Source organism: Pseudonocardia kujensis (genome assembly GCF_021283305.1).
Taxonomy (GTDB): domain Bacteria; phylum Actinomycetota; class Actinomycetes; order Mycobacteriales; family Pseudonocardiaceae; genus Pseudonocardia; species Pseudonocardia kujensis.
The window spans coordinates 89817-109915 of the sequence record NZ_JAJSOK010000019.1 but is presented as its reverse complement, the minus strand read 5'-3'; the positions used below and the strand labels follow the sequence as shown (position 1 = coordinate 109915).

At 74.5% G+C, this 20099-nt stretch carries 16 protein-coding genes; 8 read left to right on the top strand and 8 right to left on the bottom strand.

Annotated elements, in window-relative coordinates; genetic code table 11:
• Nucleotides 1–282: 282 nt before the first annotated feature.
• The 5 genes from LWC35_RS15910 to LWC35_RS15890 are packed head-to-tail and all read left to right on the top strand — an operon-like array spanning nt 283 to nt 7246.
• A complete protein-coding gene (locus LWC35_RS15910) occupies nt 283–4998 on the top strand; it encodes an NAD-glutamate dehydrogenase (RefSeq protein ID WP_232870897.1) in 4716 nt (1571 codons plus the stop codon).
• Between the two features lie 34 nt (nt 4999–5032).
• A complete protein-coding gene (locus LWC35_RS15905; protein WP_232870896.1) occupies nt 5033–5419 on the top strand; it encodes an STAS domain-containing protein in 387 nt (128 codons plus the stop codon).
• 29 nt (nt 5420–5448) lie between these two features.
• Nucleotides 5449–6117: an alpha/beta fold hydrolase gene (locus LWC35_RS15900; protein WP_232870895.1), complete on the top strand. Its 669-nt coding sequence runs from the start codon at nt 5449–5451 to the stop codon at nt 6115–6117.
• A gap of 20 nt (nt 6118–6137) precedes the next feature.
• Complete coding sequence (locus LWC35_RS39260) at nt 6138–6605, top strand: acyl-CoA thioesterase (RefSeq protein ID WP_308194560.1); 468 nt, start codon at nt 6138–6140, stop codon at nt 6603–6605.
• A complete protein-coding gene (locus tag LWC35_RS15890) occupies nt 6602–7246 on the top strand; it encodes a DUF8185 domain-containing protein (protein WP_232870894.1) in 645 nt (214 codons plus the stop codon). The genes LWC35_RS39260 and LWC35_RS15890 overlap by 4 nt, the downstream gene beginning before the upstream one ends.
• A gap of 14 nt (nt 7247–7260) precedes the next feature.
• Here the strand turns inward: LWC35_RS15890 and LWC35_RS15885 are convergent, their stop codons facing one another.
• The 5 genes from LWC35_RS15885 to LWC35_RS15865 are packed head-to-tail and all read right to left on the bottom strand — an operon-like array spanning nt 7261 to nt 12875.
• The gene (locus LWC35_RS15885; RefSeq protein ID WP_232870893.1) at nt 7261–8850 is read right to left on the bottom strand and encodes a glycoside hydrolase family 13 protein; all 1590 of its coding nucleotides are present in this window, start codon (nt 8848–8850) and stop codon (nt 7261–7263) included.
• A gap of 38 nt (nt 8851–8888) precedes the next feature.
• On the bottom strand, nt 8889–9272 hold the full coding sequence (locus tag LWC35_RS15880; protein ID WP_232870892.1) for a globin: 384 nt from the start codon (nt 9270–9272) through the stop codon (nt 8889–8891).
• Nucleotides 9269–10258 carry a mechanosensitive ion channel family protein gene (locus LWC35_RS15875; protein ID WP_308194559.1) on the bottom strand — a complete coding sequence of 330 codons (990 nt, stop codon included), beginning with the start codon at nt 10256–10258 and terminating at the stop codon, nt 9269–9271. Before LWC35_RS15875 ends, LWC35_RS15880 begins: the two co-directional genes overlap by 4 nt.
• Complete coding sequence (locus tag LWC35_RS15870; RefSeq protein ID WP_232870891.1) at nt 10255–12354, bottom strand: prolyl oligopeptidase family serine peptidase; 2100 nt, start codon at nt 12352–12354, stop codon at nt 10255–10257. Before LWC35_RS15870 ends, LWC35_RS15875 begins: the two co-directional genes overlap by 4 nt.
• Before the next feature lie 11 nt (nt 12355–12365).
• The gene (locus tag LWC35_RS15865; RefSeq protein WP_232870890.1) at nt 12366–12875 is read right to left on the bottom strand and encodes a GNAT family N-acetyltransferase; all 510 of its coding nucleotides are present in this window, start codon (nt 12873–12875) and stop codon (nt 12366–12368) included.
• A gap of 45 nt (nt 12876–12920) precedes the next feature.
• On the opposite strand from LWC35_RS15865, the gene LWC35_RS15860 reads away from it, so the two are divergent.
• Entirely contained in the window at nt 12921–13460 is a 540-nt protein-coding gene (locus tag LWC35_RS15860; protein ID WP_232870889.1) for a TetR family transcriptional regulator, read from the top strand.
• A 24-nt stretch (nt 13461–13484) separates the two neighbouring features.
• On the opposite strand, the gene LWC35_RS15855 is transcribed toward LWC35_RS15860, so the two are convergent.
• On the bottom strand, nt 13485–14156 hold the full coding sequence (locus LWC35_RS15855) for a pyridoxamine 5'-phosphate oxidase family protein (protein ID WP_372463055.1): 672 nt from the start codon (nt 14154–14156) through the stop codon (nt 13485–13487).
• A gap of 51 nt (nt 14157–14207) precedes the next feature.
• Here LWC35_RS15855 and pdxR point away from each other — a divergent pair, with 51 nt between their 5' ends.
• A complete protein-coding gene (pdxR, locus tag LWC35_RS15850) occupies nt 14208–15596 on the top strand; it encodes a MocR-like pyridoxine biosynthesis transcription factor PdxR (RefSeq protein WP_232870887.1) in 1389 nt (462 codons plus the stop codon).
• Nucleotides 15597–15872: 276 nt separating this feature from the next.
• On the opposite strand, the gene LWC35_RS15845 is transcribed toward pdxR, so the two are convergent.
• Together LWC35_RS15845 and LWC35_RS15840 are read right to left on the bottom strand one after the other, a co-directional pair.
• Entirely contained in the window at nt 15873–18488 is a 2616-nt protein-coding gene (locus LWC35_RS15845; RefSeq protein ID WP_232870911.1) for an MFS transporter, read from the bottom strand.
• 229 nt (nt 18489–18717) lie between these two features.
• The gene (locus tag LWC35_RS15840; RefSeq protein ID WP_232870886.1) at nt 18718–19149 is read right to left on the bottom strand and encodes a TIGR03618 family F420-dependent PPOX class oxidoreductase; all 432 of its coding nucleotides are present in this window, start codon (nt 19147–19149) and stop codon (nt 18718–18720) included.
• Nucleotides 19150–19198: 49 nt separating this feature from the next.
• On the opposite strand from LWC35_RS15840, the gene LWC35_RS15835 reads away from it, so the two are divergent.
• Complete coding sequence (locus LWC35_RS15835; RefSeq protein ID WP_232870885.1) at nt 19199–20083, top strand: isocitrate lyase/PEP mutase family protein; 885 nt, start codon at nt 19199–19201, stop codon at nt 20081–20083.
• Nucleotides 20084–20099 lie beyond the last annotated feature (16 nt).

The window sequence follows — 20099 nt, the reverse complement described above, 5'->3', positions numbered from 1 at the left end:
CCGGCGGGCCGCCGTGCACGCCGGCGCGATGGCCGCCGGCCGCTTCGCTCCGTGACCGCGGAGCGGCGAGCGGGGCCGTCCGATCCGAGTGGCCCGGTGCACCGTCGACGTCGACCACGCGGTGTCACGGCTCCCGAGCCCCCGCGGCGCCGTTCACCCCTTGCGACCAGCCGCTCATTCACAGTGACCGGAGTGCGCTCGGGTCGCCGCTGCGGTCAGCCGATCGGGGGCTAGGGTGGACGCCGCCCCGAGCAGCCCTCGCAAGACCCGGAGTCGCCGAGAATGAGCCGGACCCGTGAGCACACCACCGCCGCGGAGCCGGCCGTCGAGCCGGGCGGCCTGACCGCCCTCTACGCGCGGCACGCTCCCGCCGACGGGGCGCCCGCCCAGAGCGAGGGCCCGCCGCTGCCCCCGCTGGACGTCGTCGCGGCGGAGCAGCGGGCCCTGGCCGAGCGCCGCCTGGTGGGCGAGCCGCTGGTCCGGGTCGACGGCACGGCGGTCCGGATCGTCACCGACGACATGCCCTACCTCGTCGGATCGACCCTGGCCGCGGTGTCCCGGGCCGGGGCGGAGGTGCGACGGCTGCTGCACCCGATCGTGGTCGTCCGGCGGGACGTCGCCGGGCAGCTGCAGGAGGTCCTGCCCGAGGCCGATCCCGCGGACCCGCCCCGCGGCACGTTCGCCGAGTCCTGGATCCACCTCGACCTCAACGCCGCGGTGGACCCCGACCTCCTCGCCGAGGAGCTGCGCGACACGCTGCACGACGTCCGGGAGATCGTCGAGGACGGCGACCGGATGGAACGCCGCATCCGCACCCTCGCCGACGAGCTGCTCGCCGAGGAGCTGGTGCCCCGCGGCGTCCGCACCGACCGCGGCTCCGAGCGGCACGAGACCGCCCAGTTCCTCCGCTGGCTGGCCGACGGCCACTTCACCTTCCTCGGCTACCGCCACTACCGGATCGACGGCGAGCGGCTGCGGCCCGAGCTCGCGTCGGGCCTGGGCGTCCTGCGCCGCGACACGCTCGACAACGGCGCCTTCGTCCCCGACCGCGGCGGGGCCGACCGGGCCGAGGAGCTGCTGATCCTGACCCGCGCCGGAATGCGCAGCCGGGTGCTGCGCCCCGCGCACCCGTACTACGTGGGCCTGCGCACCTTCGACCAGCACGGCGCGCCCACCGGCGAGCACCGTTTCCTCGGGATGCTCACGGTCCCGGGGATGTACGAGAGCGTGCTGGACATTCCGGTCGTCGCACGCCGAGTGCGCCGGGCGATCCGACGGGCGGGCTTCCCGCTGGAGTCGTACTCCGGGCAGCAGATGCTCGAGGTGATCTCCGGCCTGCCGCGCGAGGAGCTGTTCAGCGCGACCACCGAGTACCTGCACGACGTCGCGGTGGGTGTCCTCGGCCTGGCCGGACGCCGCGCGGTGCGGGTGTTCCTGCGCCGCGACCCGCACCACCGGTTCGTCTCGTGTCTGGTCTACCTGCCGCGCGACCGCTACACCACGACGAGCCGGCTGGCGATGGCCGACGTGCTGCGCGACCGGCTGCGCGGCAGCACCGTCGACTACACCGCGCGTGTCACCGAGGCCCCGTACGCACTCGTGCACTTCATGGTGCAGACCGACCCCGCGGCGCCTCCGGTCGACCCGGACTCCCAGGAGCTCACCGACGCCCTTACCGAGGCCGTCCGGACCTGGGACGACCGGCTGGTCGACCGCCTCGGCCCCGGCGCGGCCACGGTCCCCGGCCTGCTCGCCGGCGTCCCGGACTCGTACAAGGCGGGCACCGCGCCGGACCGCGCGGTGGAGGACCTGAAGCGGATCCTGGCGCTGCCCGAGGGCGGGTTCGACGTCCGGCTGCACCACGAGGACGGGGAGCGCCGGCTGGCGATCTACCTGGACGAGCCGGTGTCGCTGACCCGGATCCTGCCGGTGCTGCAGCACCTGGGCGTGGAGGTCGTCGACGAGCACCCGTCCGAGTTCGTCCGGCCCGACGGCCGGCGCTGCTGGCTCTACGACTTCGGCCTGCGCCTCGACGCCGCCGGGTTCGCCGACACCGATCTCGCCGGGCGGGACGAGGCCGAGCTCGACCGGGACTTCTGCGCGGCGTTCCGGGCGACCTGGGGCGGGGACGCCGAGGCCGACCGGTTCTCGGCGTTGGTGCTGCACGCGGGCCTGCACTGGCGCGAGGCGGCGCTGCTGCGCTCCTACGCCCGCTACTCCCGGCAGGTCGGGAGCACCTTCGGGGTGCAGTACATGGCGGACACCCTGCTGGCGCAGCCCGCCGTCGCGCGCGGACTGGTGAAGCTGTTCCGGGCCCGCTTCGACCCGGCCGAGGAGAACCGGTCGAAGGTCACCGAGGAGGCACTGACCGAGGTCACCACGCTGATCGACCAGGTCACCGGGCTGGACGCGGACCGCATCCTGCGCGGCTTCCTGGCGATGATCGTCGCGACGCTGCGCACGAACTGGTTCCGGGACCGCCCGTTCAGCTCGTTCAAGATCGACCCGGCCGCGGTGCCGGACATGCCGGCGCCCCGGCCACGGTTCGAGATCTTCGTGTACTCGCCGCGGACCGAGGGTGTGCACCTGCGGTTCGGGTCGGTCGCCCGCGGCGGGCTGCGCTGGTCGGACCGTCCGCAGGACTTCCGCACCGAGATCCTGGGCCTGGTCAAGGCACAGATGGTGAAGAACGCCGTGATCGTGCCGGTCGGCGCGAAGGGCGGGTTCGTGGTGCGCGCGGCGCGACCGGACCCCGCGGAGGTCGAGGCCTGCTACCGGATCTTCGTCTCCGGGCTGCTCGACGTCACCGACAACCTGGTGCGGGGCGAGACCGTGCCGCCGCCGGACGTCGTGCGCCACGACGGCGACGACTCCTACCTCGTCGTCGCCGCGGACAAGGGCACGGCGCGGTTCTCCGACGTCGCCAACGAGGTCGCGGAGAGCTACGGGTTCTGGCTCGGCGACGCGTTCGCCTCGGGCGGCTCGGTGGGCTACGACCACAAGGCCATGGGCATCACCGCCCGGGGCGCGTGGGAGAGCGTCAAGCGGCACTTCTCCGAGCTCGGGACCGACACCCAGACCCAGGACTTCACCGTGGTCGGCGTCGGGGACATGTCCGGTGACGTGTTCGGCAACGGGATGCTGCTCTCCGAGCACATCCGGCTGGTCGCGGCGTTCGACCACCGGCACGTGTTCGTGGACCCGGATCCGGACGCGGCCCGCGGGTTCGCCGAGCGCCGCCGGCTGTTCGACCTGCCCCGGTCCTCGTGGGACGACTACGACCGGGAGGCGATCAGCCCCGGCGGCGGCGTCTGGCCGCGCACGGCGAAGGCGGTGCCGGTCGGGCCGGAGATGCGGGCGGCCCTGGGGCTGGCCGACCACGTGGTGAAGCTGAGCCCGCCCGAGCTGATCCGCGCGATCCTGCTCGCCCCGGCCGACCTGCTGTGGAACGGCGGCATCGGCACCTACGTCAAGGCGTCCACCGAGGCGCACGCCGACGCCGGGGACAAGGCCAACGACGCCATCCGGGTCGACGGTAGGGAGCTGCGGGTCAAGGTCGTCGGCGAGGGCGGCAACCTCGGGCTGACCCAGCGTGGCCGGATCGAGTACGCCCGCCACGGCGGGCGGATCAACACCGACGCGATCGACAACTCCGCCGGCGTGGACTGCTCCGACCACGAGGTCAACATCAAGATCCTGCTGGACCGGCTGGTCACGATCGGCGAGCTGGACCGTCCGGGCCGCAACGCGCTGCTCGCCGAAATGACGGACGAGGTCGCCTCTCTCGTCCTCGCCGACAACACCGACCAGAACGCGGTGCTCGGCGTCGCGCGCTCCCACTCCGGCGAGATGGCCAACGTGCACGCCCGGGTCGTGGCGGACCTCGAGGAGCGCACCGGGCTGGACCGGGCGCTGGAAGTGCTGCCGACGCCCGCCGGGTTCCAGGCGCTCGAACGGTCCGGGGAGGGCCTGACCGGACCGGAGCTCTCGACGCTGCTCGCGCACGTCAAGCTGGACCTCAAGCGCCGGCTGCTCGACAGCGACCTGCTGGAGGGCGCGGCGTTCGCGCCGCGGCTGCCGGAGTACTTCCCGCACCCGCTGCGCGAGCGCTTCCCGGACGCGATCCGCCGCCACCCGCTGCACCGCGAGATCCTCGGCACGCTGCTGGTCAACGAGATGGTCGACGGCGCCGGGATCACCTTCGCCTTCCGGATCAACGAGGAGACCGCCGCCGGACCCTCGGATGCGGTGCGTGCCTACGCCGTCGTCACCGGCGTGTACGCGCTCCGGGCGCACTGGCGGCAGATCCGCGAGGCCGGCCTGCCGGTCGAGGTCGCCGACCGGCTGATCCTGGAGTCCCGCCGGCTGCTCGACCGTGCCTCCCGCTGGTTCCTCAGCAACCGCCCCCAGCCCCTGGCGGTCGGCGCCGAGGCCGCCCGCTTCGCCGGGCAGGTGCGCACGTTGTGGCGCCGGCTCCCGGACCTGCTCGTGGGCCGGGAGAAGGAGGCCGTGCAGAACCGGACCGCGGCGCTGCTCGACGAGGGCGTGCCGGACAGGCTGGCCCGCCGCGCGGCGACCGCGGTGCACGGCTTCGGGCTGCTCGACGTCGTCGAGCTGATCGAGCTGTCCGAGCGGGACGGCGAACCGCGGGACCCGGAGGAGGTGGCGCGCACGTACTTCGCGCTCAGCGACCACCTCGGTGTCGACGTGGCGCTGACCTCGGTCAGCGCGCTGCCGCGCGGGGACCGCTGGCACCAGCTCGCCCGGCTCGCGCTGCGCGACGACCTCTACGGGTCGCTGCGCTCCATCACCCTCGACGCGCTGCGCGAGGCCGCGCCGGGCACCCCGGTTCCGGAGACGATCGCGCAGTGGGAGCGGGCGAACGCGTCGCGGCTGGTCCGGGCGCGGGCGGCGCTGCAGGAGATCGCGGGCGCCGGGCAGCTCGACCTGGCCACCCTGTCCGTCGTCTCCCGCCAACTGCGGGGCCTCGCGCGGTAGCCTGGTGGGCCACGAACGCGGCGGAGGGGGCCTCGTGGACGACCGCGACGCGAAGGTGGTGGCCCTGCCGTCCGTGCGCGAACACCCCGGCGGCACGCCGCTGGAGATGCGCGCCGTGCGTCCGGTCCCGTGGCTCGCGCTGCTGCTGCTGTCCGGTGAGATCGACCTGACGAACTGCTTCGAGATGGGCTCGTGGGTCGAGTCGCACGCGGCCGATCGGGTCGTGGTGGACCTGACCGGCGTGGAGCTGCTCGCGGCCTGCGGTGCGCGCCGCCTGGCCGAGGCCCAGGCGACGCTGCAGCGCCGGGGCAGCGAGCTCCACGTGGTGCTGTCCGGCGATCCGCTGCAGGAGCAGCTCCTGCGCGTGGTCGGGAGCTTCGCGCTCCACGGGTCCGTGGCGGCGGCCTGCCGGGAGCGATGAGTCCGGGCCGCCGGGGCGGTCCATCCCGTGTGACGACATTCCTGCTGCTGCCCGGCGCGGGCGGCGAGGCCCGGTACTGGCACCGCGTCGTCCCGGAGCTGGCGGCGCGCGGCCACGAGCCGGTCGCCGTCGACCTGCCCGCGGACGACGAGACGCTGGGATGGGCCGAGTACACGGCCCTTGCCCTGGCGGCCCTCGGCGACCGGCCGGACCCGGTCGTCGTAGGGCAGTCGATGGGGGCCTTCCTCGGGCCCCTGGTGTGCGCGGCGGTACCGGCGCGGCGGCTCGTGCTGGTGAACCCCATGATCCCGGCGCCGGGGGAGAGCGCCGGGCAGTGGTGGGAGGCCACGGGGCAGGCCGAGGCCCGCACGGAGGCGGGGTACGACGGCTTCGACCTCGAGCGGGACTTCCTGCACGACCTGCCCGCGGACCTGCGCACCGAGCTGGCGGCGGGCGGGCGCAACCAGTCGGACCGCTCGTTCGCCGAGCCGTTCCCGCTGGCGGCGTGGCCCGAGGTCCCGACGACCGTGCTGGCCGGCGCCGACGATCGCCTGTTCCCCCTCGCCTTCCAACGGCGGGTGGCGCGCGAACGGTTGGGGCTCGACGTCCAGGTGGTGCCCGGCGGGCACCTCAACGCCCTCTCCCGGCCGGTCGAGGTGGCGGAGGCGCTGGTGGAGGCGCTGGCCGGGGCCGCGTGAGCGGGTGAGAGGGTGGACGGGTGGCCCGCTACGTCGCCCAGGTCCCGCTGCGCTGGACCGACCAGGACTCCTACCGGCACCTGAACCACGCCCGGGCGGTCACGCTCCTCGAGGAGGCGCGCATCGACCTGATGTTCACCGCGGCCGCCGCCGAGGGCGTCGACACCTTCGCGGCGGGGCTGCTGGTGGCCGGGCTCGGCGTGGAGTACCGCCGGCAGGTCCCGTACCGGGCGCACGACCTGCGGGTGGAGATGACCGTGCGGGACGTGCGGGCGGCGTCGTTCACGATCGACTACGTGCTGCGGGAGGGGCCGGCGGAGTCCGACCCGGTCGCGATCGAGGCCGAGACACGGATGGCGCTGTTCGACCTGGCGGGGCAGCGGCCGCGGCGGCTCACCGCCGAGGAGCGGGCCTTCCTGCTGCGCTGGGCGCCGGAGCCGGCCGGTTCCGCACCGGCGTCCTCGGCGTCCACGGAGGCGGCGTCGTGAGCCTCCGGTTCGCCGACCCGGCGGAGCGCGCGGACCTCGGCGCGTTCACCGCGCGGCTGGTCCGCCTCGACGAGTCCGCGCCGGTGCGGCTGCGCTCCGCGCGCGGCCGGGTGACGGCCTGGGCCCCGACCCCGTTCGAGGCGCTCGCCACCCGCTCGGTCGCCGCCGAGATGGCGCCGGACGACGTCACCGTGCAGGGGTCCGCGCTGCTCACGGCCCTGGCCGTCGACCGGTCGGAGGAGGTGGACCTCGGCGGCGCCGGCGGGTTCTGGACGGGCACCCTGCCGCCGGACGAGGGCTGGACGCGGCTCGAGGACGTCCCCGCGCGGGAGCTGGAGGCGCTCACCGAGCGCGGGCTGGCCCTGGCCCGGGAGCACGGCGGGCCGATGGGGCCGCCCGCCTCGCTGCTCGACCAGACCGTCCTGACGGTCTCCGGCGACGTCCCCGGGAAGGTCTCCGTGCCGATGCGGGCGCTGTTCGCCCTGTCCGGCATGGGGTTCCTCGGCGGGGCCGACACCGGCGCGGGCGCAGGGCCGGAGCCGGTCGTGCGGGTCTCCGCGACGGGCTCGTGGATGCGGCTCGACGCCCGGTTCGGCGCCGTCGTGCGGCGGCGGGTGACCGCGCTGCCCCTGCTGACCTGAGCGGCCGACCGGGATCAGGCGAGCCAGGCGGCGGTGTCCGGCGGGAGCTCGCCGCAGTCCGTGAGCGGCGCGCTGGTGAGCAGGACGTCGCCCGGCGGGAGTGGGACGGCCCGGTCGCCCGCGTTGAGCGCGCACACGAGCGTGGACCCGGTGCGGCGGAAGGCGAGGCAGCCCGCGGGCGCACCGAACCACTCGACCTCGTCGCCGTGGAACGCGGGATGGCTGCGCCGCAGCTCCAGGGCCTGGCGGAAGAGCGAGAGCGTGGAGTCCGGGTCCTCGAGCTGCTCGGCGGCGGTGAGCGCCCCGAACCCGTCGGGCACCGGGAGCCAGGGCGTCCCGGTGGTGAACCCGTAGCCGGGCGGGCCGCCCTCCCACGGCAGCGGCACCCGGGCCCCGTCGCGGCCGGGGTCGGTGTGCCCGGACAGCTCCCAGGCCGGGTCCTGCCGCGCTTCTTCGGGGACCTCGACGTCGGGCAGGCCCAGCTCGTCGCCGTGGTACAGGTAGGCCGTACCGGGCAGCGCCAGGGCGACGAGCGCCATCGCGCGTGCCCGGGCGAGCCCGAGCGGACCCTCCCCGTACCGCGTCGCCGGGCGCACCAGGTCGTGGTTCGCGAGCATCCACACGGCCGGCACCCCGGCGGACCCGGCTGCCGCGAGCGTGCGGTCGACGGCCTCGCGCACCTCACCGGCGTCGAAGGCCGCGTCGCGCAGCGCGGAGTGGACGGCGAGGTGCAGCTCGTCGCGGCGGACGTAGCCGGCCCAGCGGCCGTCGTCGCGCACCGTGCCGACCTCGCCGACGGCCATCCGCTCCGGGTAGTGGTCGAGCACCGCGCGGATCATCCGGTGCACGTCGTGCACCGGCTCCTGGTCGAAGCGCGGGTCGGTGAGCTCGTCGGAGACCGGGGTCCAGCCCGGCTGCCGCCGGTCGTCGGGCAGCCCGGCGGCCTTGGCCATGCCGTGCGCGACGTCGATCCGCAGCCCGTCGACGCCCCGGTCGCACCAGAACCGCAGCGTCTTCTCCAGGTCCGCCCAGACCTCGGGGTTCTCCCAGTCGAGGTCCGGCTGGCCGGGGGCGAACAGGTGCAGGTACCACTCGTCCGGCCGGCTCGTGCCGTCCTCGTCCGTCACGGTGAGGCGCGTCCAGGCCGGCCCACCGAACACGCTCTGCCAGTTGTTCGGCGGCCGCTCGCCGCGCTCGCCCTTGCCCGGGTGGAAGTGGTAGCGGGCCCGCTCCGGGCTCCCGGGGGCCGCCGACACCGCGGCCCGGAACCACTCGTGCTGGTCCGACGTGTGGTTGGGCACCACGTCGACGACCACCCGCAGGCCGTGGGCGTGCGCGTCGGCGATCAGCCCGTCGAGGTCGTCCAGGGTGCCGAGCAGCGGGTCGACCTCCCGCGGGTCGGTCACGTCGTAGCCGTGGTCGACGCCGGGTGAGGGGTTGACGGGGCCCAGCGCGAGGGCGTCGACGCCGAGGAGCTCGAGGTACCCGAGCCGGCTGCGGACGCCGGCGAGGTCACCGACCCCGTCGCCGTCGGAGTCGGCGAAGCTGCGGACGTAGACCTGGTAGACGACGGCCTTCGCCCACCACTGCCCGTCGTGCCGCACGGGACACCATCATGCCAAACGGACCCGCCTGGCCCTACCTAGAAGCCGGAGTTCACCATGCTCGCGGCGGCGTACTCCAGGTACTGCCAGAGCTGGGCCCGGTGGGCCTCGTCGAGGTCGGACTCGTCGACGGCCACGCGCATGCAGCGCAGCCACGCGTCGCGCTCGATCGGGCCGATCGTGAACGGGAAGTGCCGCATCCGCAGGCGCGGGTGGCCGCGCCGCTCCGAGTAGGTGCGAGGGCCGCCCCAGTACTGCTCGAGGAACATCCGCAGCCGGTCCTCGGCCGGACCGAGGTCCTCCTCCGGGTACAGCGGGCGGAGGATCTCGTCCTCGGCCACCTGCTCGTAGAAGCGGTGGACGATCTGGTGGAAGATCTTCTCGCCCCCCACCTCGGCGTAGAAGTTCTGCGGCGCTGTCACGAGCCCAGTCTCCCTCCCAGGCCGAGCGGTGTCGGCCGGGGGACGCCCTCGTCGTCGAACGCGTCCGTGATGGCGGCGTTGAGCGCCCGCTGCACGGCCCACTGCTTGCCGGGGTTGACCTTGACGGTGAGCCGTAGGACGGCGCCCTCCGCGGTGACCTTCTCGACGCCCAGGACCTCCGGGTCCTCCAGCACGTCCTCGGCGATGTCCTCGCGGGCGACGCGCTCCGCGGCCACCCGCCCGGCCAGCTCGGAGACCTCCGCCATGTCGGCGGAGTGTGCGAGCGGCAGGTCGACCACGGCCACGGCGTACCCCTGGCTCTTGTTGCCGACGCGCAGGATCTCGCCGTTGCGCACGTACCAGACCGTGCCCTGCAGGTCCCGGATCGTGGTGATGCGCAGCCCGACCGCCTCGACGGTCCCGCTCGCCTCGCCGAGGTCGACGATGTCCCCGACGCCGTACTGGTCCTCGAGCAGCATGAACATGCCGGACAGGAAGTCCCGCACCAGGTTCTGCGCGCCGAACCCGACGGCGACGCCGACGATCCCGGCCGAGGCCAGGATCGGCCCGAGCGCCACGCCGAACTCGGCGAGGATCATCACCGCGGCGATCAGCAGGATGACGGCCGAGGTGATCGAGCGCAGGACCGAGCCGATGGTGCGGGTGCGTTGGATGCGCCGCTGCGAGACCAGCGGGGTGGTGCGGATCCGCTTGGGCGCCCTGCCGAGCAGCTTGCCCAGACGCCCGTTCGACGCGCCCTCGACCACCCGCGTGATCGCGCGGTGCAGCAGGTGCCGCGCCACGAACCCGATCACGATGATCAGCACGATCTTGATCGTGCCGTTGACGACTGCGTCGGCCGAGCTGGCCAGGAAGTCGTTGTTGGTCCACTGGTAGAAGCGGGCGCACCAGGTCCCGGCCTGCGCGGCGCAGGCGGGCGGGTCGGCCAGCGGCAGGGCGTCGACGGCGTCCTGCAGAGGGGTCACGTGAGCTCCAGACCGGTGTGGAAGGCCAGGAAGGCCAGGGTGTCCACGGACAGCGCGACGGTGCGCGAGATCGACCGCGCCCCGTGCCCGACGTCGGTCTCGCGGCGGAGCAGGACGGGGCGCTCGAGCAGGTCACCGGAGGTGGCGTGCTGCAGCGCCGCGCACATCTTGCGGGCGTGCAGCGGGTCGACGCGGGTGTCCGACTCGAAGACGGTGAAGAGGGTGGCCGGGTACGCCACACCCTCGCGGACGTGGTGGTAGGGCGAGTAGGAGAGCAGCCAGCCGAGCTGCTCGGGGTCGTCGGCGGTGCCGTACTCGTCGTTCCAGGTGCGGCCCAGGGAGAACAGCTCGTAGCGGACCATGTCCAGCAGCGGTGCCGAGCAGACGACGGCGGCGTAGAGGTCCGGCCGCTGGGTCAGCGCCGCCCCGACGAGCAGCCCGCCGTTGGAACCGCCCTGGATGCCGAGCTGCGCCGGTGTCGTGGTGCCTGCGGCGACCAGGGCCTCGCCGGCGGCGTGGAAGTCGTCGAACACGTTCTGCTTGTGCGCGCGGTTGCCGGCGAGGTGCCAGGCCTCGCCCTCCTCGCTGCCGCCGCGCAGGCCGACCAGCGCGTAGGCGCCGCCGGAGGCGACCCAGGCCAGCGCCGACGACGTGTACGCGGGCTCACGGGCGATCGAGAAGCCGCCGTAGCCGGTCATCAGGACGGGCCAGGGGCCGTCGCCCTCGACCGGCGTGACCACGAACATCCGGACGGTGGTGCCGTCCTTCGAGGTGAACTCGCGCATCTCGGAGCGCACGGCGGGCAGCTCGACCTGGCCGGGTGCGGTGGCCTCGAGCACGGTGGTGCCGCGCTCGTAGCGGTGCAGCTGCGGGGGCGTGACGAGGTCCGTCCAGCCGATCCAGACCTGCCCGTAGCGATCCGGGGTGTCCCGGTCGGCGACGGTGAGGCCGGTCAGCGAGCCGGTGCCGGGCAGCGGGATCGCGCCGTGCGGGGTGCCGTCGACGGCGTGCAGGGCCAGCTCGGCCACGGCGTGCCGGGCCCGGGCGAGGACGAGCCGCGGCTCGTCGCCGCTGCCCGGGGCGGGCTCGAGCCAGCGGACGGCCTGCAGCACCGAACCGGGGTCCTCGGGGACGAGGTCGCGCCAGTGCTCGCGCTGCGGCGTGGCCGGGTCGGCGACCGCGAGGCGCCAGCGCGGCGCCCCGTCGGTGGTGTGGATGTAGAGGCGGCCGTCGCGCTCGACCCAGCAGGTGGCCTGGACGTCGTCGGCCTGGGTGAGGATCGGGACCAGGTCCGGGGTCTTCCCGTCGGCCAGCTCGGTGATCCACACGCTGTCGCGGCGCGCGGTGCCGACGTTGGCCGTGACGACGAGCCAGCGGCCGTCGCGGGACACCCGGACGCCGTAGTAGGTGTGGTCCTCGTAGAGGCCCGGGCCGGTGACCAGCTCGTCCTCGGTGTCCGGGGTGCCGACCCGGTGCCGCCAGACGCGGCGGTGGAAGTCCTCCTCGCCGTCCTCGACCTCGCCGGGGGCGACCTTGCGCACGTAGACGAACTCGGCGCCGCCGGGCAGCCAGGCCACCGACGAGTAGCGGCAGCGGTCGATCGGGCCCTCGACGACCTCGCCGGTCGCGACGTCGAGCAGGAAGAGGACCGACTGCTCGTCGCCGCCGTGCGAGACCTGGTAGGCGATCCGGTTGCCCTCCAGGTCGGGTACCCAGGTGTCGAGCGTGGTCAGGCCGGTCGGGTCGAGGGCGATCGGGTCGAGCAGCGCCCGCTCGCTCCCGTCCGGCTCGCGGACGTGCACCACCGCGTGCTCCTGGCCGGGCTCGCGGCGGGAGAAGAACGCCCGCCCCGCGCGCCAGAGCGGCACCGAGATCGAGCCGGCGGAGAGCAGCTCGCGCAGCCGCGCCTCGAGGACCTCGCGGCCGGGCAGGGCGTCGAGCCGGCCGCGGGCGAGCTCGTCCTGCGCCGCCGACCATTCGCGGGTGCGGGGGTCCTCCGGATCCTCGAGCCAACGGTACGGGTCGGCGACCGGGCGCCCGTGGAGCTCCTCGACGAGAGCGAGGCGGGGCGCCACGGGATAGGGCGGCGTGCTCACACGATCGGAGGTTACGTGACCACCCGAGGGTGACCGTCCACCCCCAGGGACAGCGCGTAGTCCTGCCCGATCAGGTCCGCGCCGAAGCTGTGGTGCGGCTCCTCGGCGACCAGCCGGAACCCCGCGTCGAGGTAGAGACGGCGGGCCGCGGCGAGCACGTCGTTGGTCCAGAGCCGCAGCGTGGCGTAGCCCTGTTCCCGCGCGAACCCCACGCACGTGGCCACGAGCCGGCGGCCGAGCCCGTGCCCACGGGCGTCGGGGTGCACGAGCAGGATCCGCAGCACGGCGGTGTCCGGGTCGGCGCCCGGGACGCACAGCACGCAGCCGACCCGGCGACCGTCGAGCTCGGCGATCCAGCCGCGCTCCCGGGGACCAGGGGTGAAGTCGGCCAGGATCCGCGCCACGAGAGCCTCGAAGCTCGTGTCCCAGCCGTACTCGGCGGCGTAGAGCTCGCCGTGCGCGGCCACGATCCAGCCGAGGTCACCCGGCCTGCCGATCTCGCGGATCTCGACGTGGACCATCGCGCCTCCTCGACTGAAACGAGTGTTTCAGTGCAGGATGACGCGATGACGGTGGAAGGGCAAGGGGCCGGCTCGCCGCGGCGCGAGGAACTGCTGGAGGCCGCGTACGCGTACGTGCTGCGGCGCGGGCTCGCCGACCTGTCCCTGCGCCCGCTGGCCAAGGAGATCGGCAGCAGCCCGCGGGTGCTGCTCTACCTCTTCGGGTCGAAGGACGGGCTGGTCCGGGCGCTGCTCGGGCGCGCCCGCGCGGCGGAGCTCACCCTGCTCGCCGGCCTGCCCGCCGGCGACGCCGCCGGCCTGCTGCGGGCGCTGTGGGAGTGGCTCGCCGCGCCCGCGCACCGCGACCTGCTGCGGCTGTGGGTCGAGGGGTACGGGCGCGCGCTCGTCGAGCCCGACGGGCCGTGGGCGGGGTTCGCCGCGGCGACCGTGCGGGACTGGCTGGCGGTCCTCGGTCGGGTGCTGCCCGAGCCCGCCGCCACCGAGGCGCTCGCCGTGCTGCGCGGCGCCCTGCTCGACCTGCTGGCCACGGGGGACGCGCACCGGACGGGCGCGGCGGTGGCGGCCCACGCGGCTCGCCTGGCCTGACTGCAGGGCGCGTCGGGGAGCGCGCTACCGGGCGGTGACGTGCGGCGGGACGGGGGCGCCGGCCGGGACGTGCGGGTCGGGCACGGGCGCGCCGAAACCGCCGGTCAGGGGGACGACGCCGGCCCAGACCTCGGGTGAGACGTCCTCCGGGTCGTCGGCGGGCGGACCGGTGCGGACCTTCACGCTGGCCTCGTCGAGGTCGAGCGCGAGCACCGCGGTGGCGGCGAGCTCGCGGCGCGTCGGCGGGCGCGCGTAGTCCCACGAGCCGGGCGCGAGGTGTTCGACGATGGCGCGCAGCGCGTCCGTGCGCTCGGGCTCCTCGGTGACCAGCCGTGCGGTGCCGTGCGCGACGGCGCTGCGGTAGTTCATCGAGAAGCTGAAGACCGAGCGGGCGTAGACGATGCCGTCGAGGTGCGTGACCGTCGCGCACGCCGGGATCCCGTCCTGGCGCAACCACCGCGCGCCGGACGACCCGTGCACGTAGAGGGTGTCGCCGATGCGGCCGTAGCCGGTGGGCAGCACGACGGGCGCGCCGTCGCGGACCAGGGCGAGGTGGCACACGAGGCCGTGGTCGAGGACGTCGTACAACGCGGACCGGTCGGTGGCCCCGCGCTCGCGGTGGCGGCCGACGGTGCTGCGCGGGGTGGGGGACAGGGCGGTGCTCACGGCACCCGAGTCTGGGACCGGCGGTGGCATCCTGGAACGGCCACTCCACCTCGAATCCGGAAGGCCACTGCCGTGTGCCCGATGACCGCGACGACCGAGCTGCCGCCCCTGCACCTCGACCGTTCGAGCCCCGAGCCCCTCGCGGCACAGCTGGCCGACGCCCTGCGCGCCGCGGCCTCGGGCGGCGCGCTCCGGGCGGGGGACCGGCTGCCGTCGACCCGCGAGCTGGCCGTGGTCCTGCACGTCAGCCGCACCGTGACGGCGGCCGCGTACGACCAGCTGCTCGCCGAGGGCTGGGTCGAGGGCCGGGTCGGCGCGGGCACCTTCGTCACCGCGGTGCCGGCGGCCGGCCCGGCTCGCGGTCCGCGCCACCCACGCCCCGAACCCGCGGACGCGCGGCCGCGGATCGAGCTGCAGCCCGGGACGCCCTGCACCGAGGTCCTCGACCGCGCGGCCTGGCGGCGCGCCTGGCGGGCGGCCGCGGACCCCGAACCCGACCTGCTGCCCCGCTACGCCGGATTGCCCGGGTTCCGCGCGGCGGTCGGCGAGCACCTGCTGCGGCACCGCGGGCTCGTGGCGCGCCCCGACGAGGTCCTCGCCACCGGCGGGAGCACGGGCGCGATCGCCGAGCTGGCCCGAGTGCTGCCGGAGGGCGCGCGCGTCGCCGTGGAGGAGCCGGGGTACCGGCGGGCGGCCGACGCACTGGCGGCGGCCGGGCTCGAGGTCGTCGGCGTGCCGGTCGACGACGAGGGGCTGCGGGTCGACGACCTGCCCGCCGGCCTCGCCGCGGTGTACTGCACCCCGGCGCACCAGTTCCCGGTCGGCGGGCGCATGCCGGCCGCGCGGCGGATCGCGCTGGTCGAGCGCGCCCGCGCCGAGGGCCTGCTGGTGATCGAGGACGACTACGACGGCGAGCTGCGCTACGACGTCGCACCGCTGCCGCTGCTCGCCGCGCTCGGCCCGGACGTCGTGGCGCACGTCGGCACCGCGAGCAAGATCCTCACGCCGACGCTCGGGGTCGGCTGGCTGGTCGCGCCGCCCGCGGTGCGCGCCGCGGTGGCCGAGCGGCGGGAACGCACAGGATCACGACCGGCGCCGGCGGGCCAGCGGGTGTTCACGGCGTTCGCCACCTCCGGGGACCTGGCCCGGCACCTGCGCCGGCTGCGCCGCGAGCTGGGGGAGCGCCGCCGGCTGCTGGTGGAGGCGCTCGCGGGGGTGCCGCTGCGGGGCGACCGGGCCGGTGCGCACGTCCTCGTCCCCCTGCCGGACGCGGTGGCCGCGCGAGCCGTGCGGGACGCCGCCGCGGAGCGCGGGGTGGGGCTCGAGGTGCTGGAACGGTACGCGGGTGCGGGGGCGCCGGGCGGAATCGTCATCGGGTACGCCGGACCCACGCGCGCCGAGTTCACCGCAGCGCTGCCGGTGCTCGTCGCCGTGCTGGAAGGGCTGACAGGACTCTCGAACGGTCGTTAGTCTGCTCGGGAGTTCCCCCGCACCGGAGCGAGAGGCGAGCCATGGCGCGCACCCCCGTCGACGTCCTCACCGACCACCTGAAGGCGCTCAACGCCCACGACGTGGAGGCGATCCTCGCCGACTAACCCGATGCCGTCCTGCTCACGGCCCAGCCCCGCTAGAGGCGCAGGCCCGACCAACGGCTCCGACGACACGACCCCGCCCAAGACCCGGTCCGCTCCCGTACGCCGCCGGCCCGCATCCGGAGAGGATGCGGGCCGGCGGTGCCTGCGAGGGTCAGTCCCCGGCGATCGGCGCGTTCCGTTCCCCGTGCCGGGTGGGAAGGGTGTCCCCGGCGGCACCGGCGGCAGCCGCGCCCACGGCCCCGAGCCGCAGCTCGACGTCCGTGGTGCCGGCCCCGGAAAGCTCCACCTGCGTGACCGCGGGCAGGTGCACGCTGGTGGTCACCGTGTAGGTGCCCGGGAGGACCCGCGGGACCGTGAACCGGCCGTCCGCCCCGCTGGTGGCGGTGGCGACGACCTCGCCCGCCCCGTCGACGACGGTGACCAGCGCGTTGGGCAGGTGCCGCCCGTCCGGGCCGGTGACGGTGCCACCCAGGCCGCCGCCGGCGTCGAGCACCAGCTCGACGGGGGCCGCGCCCTCGGCGGTCACGTGCACCGTGGTGGCCTTGGGCTCGTGCCCGGCCAGGGTCGCGGTGACCGTGGTGGTGCCGACCGGGATGCCGTCGAGGCGGAAGCGGCCGTCCTCACCGGTGACCGTGCGACCCACGAGCCGGCCCGTGCCGTCGAGCGCGAGCACGGAGACCTGCGGGGCCGGGTGCTCGCCCGCGCGGACCAGGCCGCCCACCGCGCCGTCGCCGCTGAGGTCGAAGTCCTGCGACGCGCCCTTGCCGTTGAGCGCCACGGTGGCGACCTCGGGCCGGAAGCCCGGCGCGGTCGCGACCACCATGTACGTGCCGCCGGGCAGGCCGTGCAGGGCGTAGGCGCCGCCCTGGTCGACCTCGGCGCGGCCGACCTGCCGTCCGTCGGGCGCCGTGACGGTCACGACGCCGCCCGGGATCGCCGTGCCGTGCGGGGTGCGCAACGCACCGACGACGGTGCCCGCCTCCGGGACGGCCTCCGCCGCCCCGGCGAACCCGGCGAGCGCGGAGGTGCCGACCGTCGCAGCCGCCGCCGTGGGGGCCACCGTGGGGGCCGTGGGCAGCGGCGAGGTCGCGGTGTCGGCCCAGTAGCCCTCGGCGTCGACCAGCTCGCCGCCCTCGGCCGCCAGCTCCGCGCCGACCGTCTCGGGGGTCGGCGAGGTCTGCCGGCGGCCGGTGAACAGCGACGCCACGGCTGCGACCACGCAGGCCGCGACGGCGAACCAGAAGGCCGCGGTGAGGCCCTCGGAGAAGGGCTGCGAGATCAGGTTCGGGAAGAAGCTGCGGCCGGTGAGGAAGTCCGCCTGCGCCGGCGGGATCTGGTGCAGGACCGGGCCCAGCAGCTCCTGGATCGGGTTGTAGCCCAGGAACGCCGCGAACAGCACGCCCACCGGCGGGAGCTCGGCGATGCGCGAGGCGTCGGCCGCCGGCACGCCGTTCTGCAGCAGGCCGTTCTCCATGACGGACGGCAGGTGCGTGGACAGGCCGGCGATCATCAGGCTGAAGAAGAACCCGATGGACAGCACCATGGCGGCGTTCTGGAAGGTCGCCGTCATGCCCGCGCCGGCGCCGCGGGCGTTGGCCGGCAGGCTGTTCATGATCTCGGCGCGGTTCGGCGAGGCGAACAGGCCCATGCCGATGCCGTTGACCAGCAGGATGACCGCGAAGGCCCAGTAGTCGAAGTTGACCGGCAGGATCTCGAGCAGGATGAAGCTGATCGCCGTGATCACCATGCCGCCCGTGGTGAACCACTTCGTGCCCCACTTGTCCGACAGCACGCCGGACAGCGGCGCGGAGGCGAGGAAGCCGATCGTCAGCGGGAGCATGTAGATGCCCGCCCACAGCGGGGTCTGCTCGAAGCTGTAGCCGTGCTGCGGCAGCCAGATGCCCTGCAGCCAGATGATCAGCACGAACTGCAGGCCACCGCGGCCGAGCGAGGCGAGCAGGTTGGCCAGGTTGCCGAGCGTGAACGGGCGGTTGCGGAAGAGCGAGAGCTCGAACAGCGGGGCCGCGACCTTCGTCTCGATGATCCCGAAGATCACCAGCACGACGATGCCGCCGATGATGCAGCTGAGCACCATCGGGCTGCCCCAACCCATGACGCTGTCGCCGTAGGGCTGGATGCCGTAGGTGATGCCGATCAGCAGCACGATGAGGCCCACCGCGAAGGTGATGTTGCCCCACCAGTCCATCTTCGCCCGCACGCGGCGCCCGTTGTCGTGCAGCTTGTAGTAGGCCCAGAAGGTGCCGAACACGCCGAAGGGCACCGACACGATGAAGACCAGGTGCCAGTTCACGGGGCCCAGCAGGCCGCCGATCACGAGGCCGAGGAACGACCCGGCGATCGCGGCGACGCCGTTGATGCCCAGCGCGAGACCGCGCTGGTTGACGGGGAACGCGTCGGTGAGGATCGCGCTGGAGTTCGCCATCAGGAACGCGCCGCCGACGCCCTGCACGATGCGCCAGGCGATCAGCCAGATCGCGGCGGCGTCGCCCTGTTGCCAGGTGACGGCGAGCAGGATGGACGAGACGGTGAAGACCGCGAAGCCGAGGTTGTACATCCTGACCCGGCCGAACATGTCGCCGAGCCGGCCGAAGCCGACCACCAGCACCGCTGTGACGACCAGGAAGCCCATGATCATCCACAGCAGGTAGCTGGTGTTCGACGACTCCAGCGGGTTGATCCCGATACCGCGGAAGATGTCGGGCAGCGCGATCAGCACGATCGACGAGTTGATCGTGGCCATGAGCATGCCCAACGTGGTGTTGGACAGCGCGATCCACTTGTAACCGGGGCCGGGGTCGCGGATCTCCCCCGGACGGTCGATGACGGCAGCCTGCTCGGCCGGCACGTGCCCTCCCCATGGACGACGATTAGTTGTCTCAGGCTAACCGTTTCGGCGCGTCACGGTCGAGCGCAAAGTTCCGCGATCGTGGGTGTGATGTCCCACAGTGGAGTCGACCGGGCACGCTGCGTGAGAATCACGCGTTGCCGTAGGCCTTCGTCGGGGTGACGAGAACGGCGACCCGGCCCTCCTCCCGCATCACGCGGTCGTAGGTCTCCCAGTCGTCGTGGGTGCCGCCGGCCGCGGTGAACACCGCCCGCAACAGCAGCCGCAGCTCCTCGGGATCGGTGTCGCCCGGCCCGACCAGCTCGCTCGTGCCGTCGACCGCCGCCCAGCGCCAGCCCGCCCGCCACAGCACCGAGGTGGCCGGGCGCGCCCGCAGGTTGCGCAGCTTGACCGGGCCGTACGTGACGTAGCCGACGACCGGCGCCCCCGTCCGCGGGTGCTCCAGCACCCCGGCGTTGACGAGCGACGAGTGCGGGGTGCCGTCCTGCCGCACCACCGTGACCGACGCGAGCCCGTGCTCCTGCCCGACGATCCGCCGGGCCGCCTCCAGATCCACGCTCATGTCCCCAGTGTGGACCCGGTCACCCACGAAACCGTGAGACGCTCGGAGCATGTCCGACCTGTTGTCCACGGCTCCCCGCGCGCGGCTGCGCGACCTGCTCTCCGGGCCCGGCCCGCTCGTCGCCCCCGGCGCCTACGACGCCCTGTCCGCCCGGCTCGTCGAGCAGGCCGGCTTCGACGCCGTCTACATGACCGGTTTCGGGACGACGGCGGGCCTGCTCGGCCGTCCGGACGTCGGCCTGCTCAGCGCGGCGGAGATGGCGGACAACGCCCGCCGCCTCGTCGCGGCCGTCGACGTGCCCGTGATCGCCGACGGCGACACGGGCTACGGCAACGCGATCAACGTCCTGCGCACCGTGCAGACCTACGAGCAGGCCGGCGTCGCGGCGATCCAGCTCGAGGACCAGGTCACGCCGAAGAAGTGCGGCCACATGAGCGGCAAGGAGATCGTGCCGCTGCCGGAGATGCTCGGGAAGATCCGGGCCGCCACCGAGGCCCGCCGCGACCCGGAGTTCCTGATCATCGCGCGCACCGACGCCGTCGCCGTCGAGGGAGTGGACCCGGCGATCGAGCGGGCGAAGGCGTTCCGCGACGCCGGTGCGGACCTGCTGTTCGTCGAGGCGCCCACCGCGGAGGCGGACATCGAGCGGATCGCGGGCGAGCTCGCCGGCGTGGCCCCGCTCGTGTTCAACTGGGCCGAGGGCGGGAAGACGCCGCCGCTCAGCCTGGAGCGCATGACCGAGCTCGGGTTCGCGCTGGTGATCTACCCGATCGGCACGCTGCTCGCGGCCACCGCGGGGATCCGGGCGCTGCTGGAGACGCTGCGCAAGGACGGGACCCCGAAGGCCGCGCTGCCCGGGCTGCCCGCCTTCGACGAGTTCACCTCGCTCGTCGGGCTGCCCGAGGTGCAGGAGCTGGAGCAGCGCTACCGCTGAGGTGCACGCCCGGTTC

Excerpts from the sequence above, each read along its gene's own strand:
- LWC35_RS15835 (WP_232870885.1), top strand. The coding sequence starts at position 19,199 with ATGTCCGACCTGTTGTCCACGGCTCCCCGCGCGCGGCTGCGCGACCTG.
- LWC35_RS15855 (WP_372463055.1), bottom strand. The coding sequence starts at position 14,156 with ATGCCACCGCCGGTCCCAGACTCGGGTGCCGTGAGCACCGCCCTGTCC.
- LWC35_RS15845 (WP_232870911.1), bottom strand. The coding sequence starts at position 18,488 with ATGCTCATGGCCACGATCAACTCGTCGATCGTGCTGATCGCGCTGCCC.
- LWC35_RS15860 (WP_232870889.1), top strand. The coding sequence starts at position 12,921 with ATGACGGTGGAAGGGCAAGGGGCCGGCTCGCCGCGGCGCGAGGAACTG.
- LWC35_RS15865 (WP_232870890.1), bottom strand. The coding sequence starts at position 12,875 with ATGGTCCACGTCGAGATCCGCGAGATCGGCAGGCCGGGTGACCTCGGC.
- pdxR (WP_232870887.1), top strand. The coding sequence starts at position 14,208 with ATGACCGCGACGACCGAGCTGCCGCCCCTGCACCTCGACCGTTCGAGC.
- LWC35_RS15840 (WP_232870886.1), bottom strand. The coding sequence starts at position 19,149 with ATGAGCGTGGATCTGGAGGCGGCCCGGCGGATCGTCGGGCAGGAGCAC.
- LWC35_RS15910 (WP_232870897.1), top strand. The coding sequence starts at position 283 with ATGAGCCGGACCCGTGAGCACACCACCGCCGCGGAGCCGGCCGTCGAG.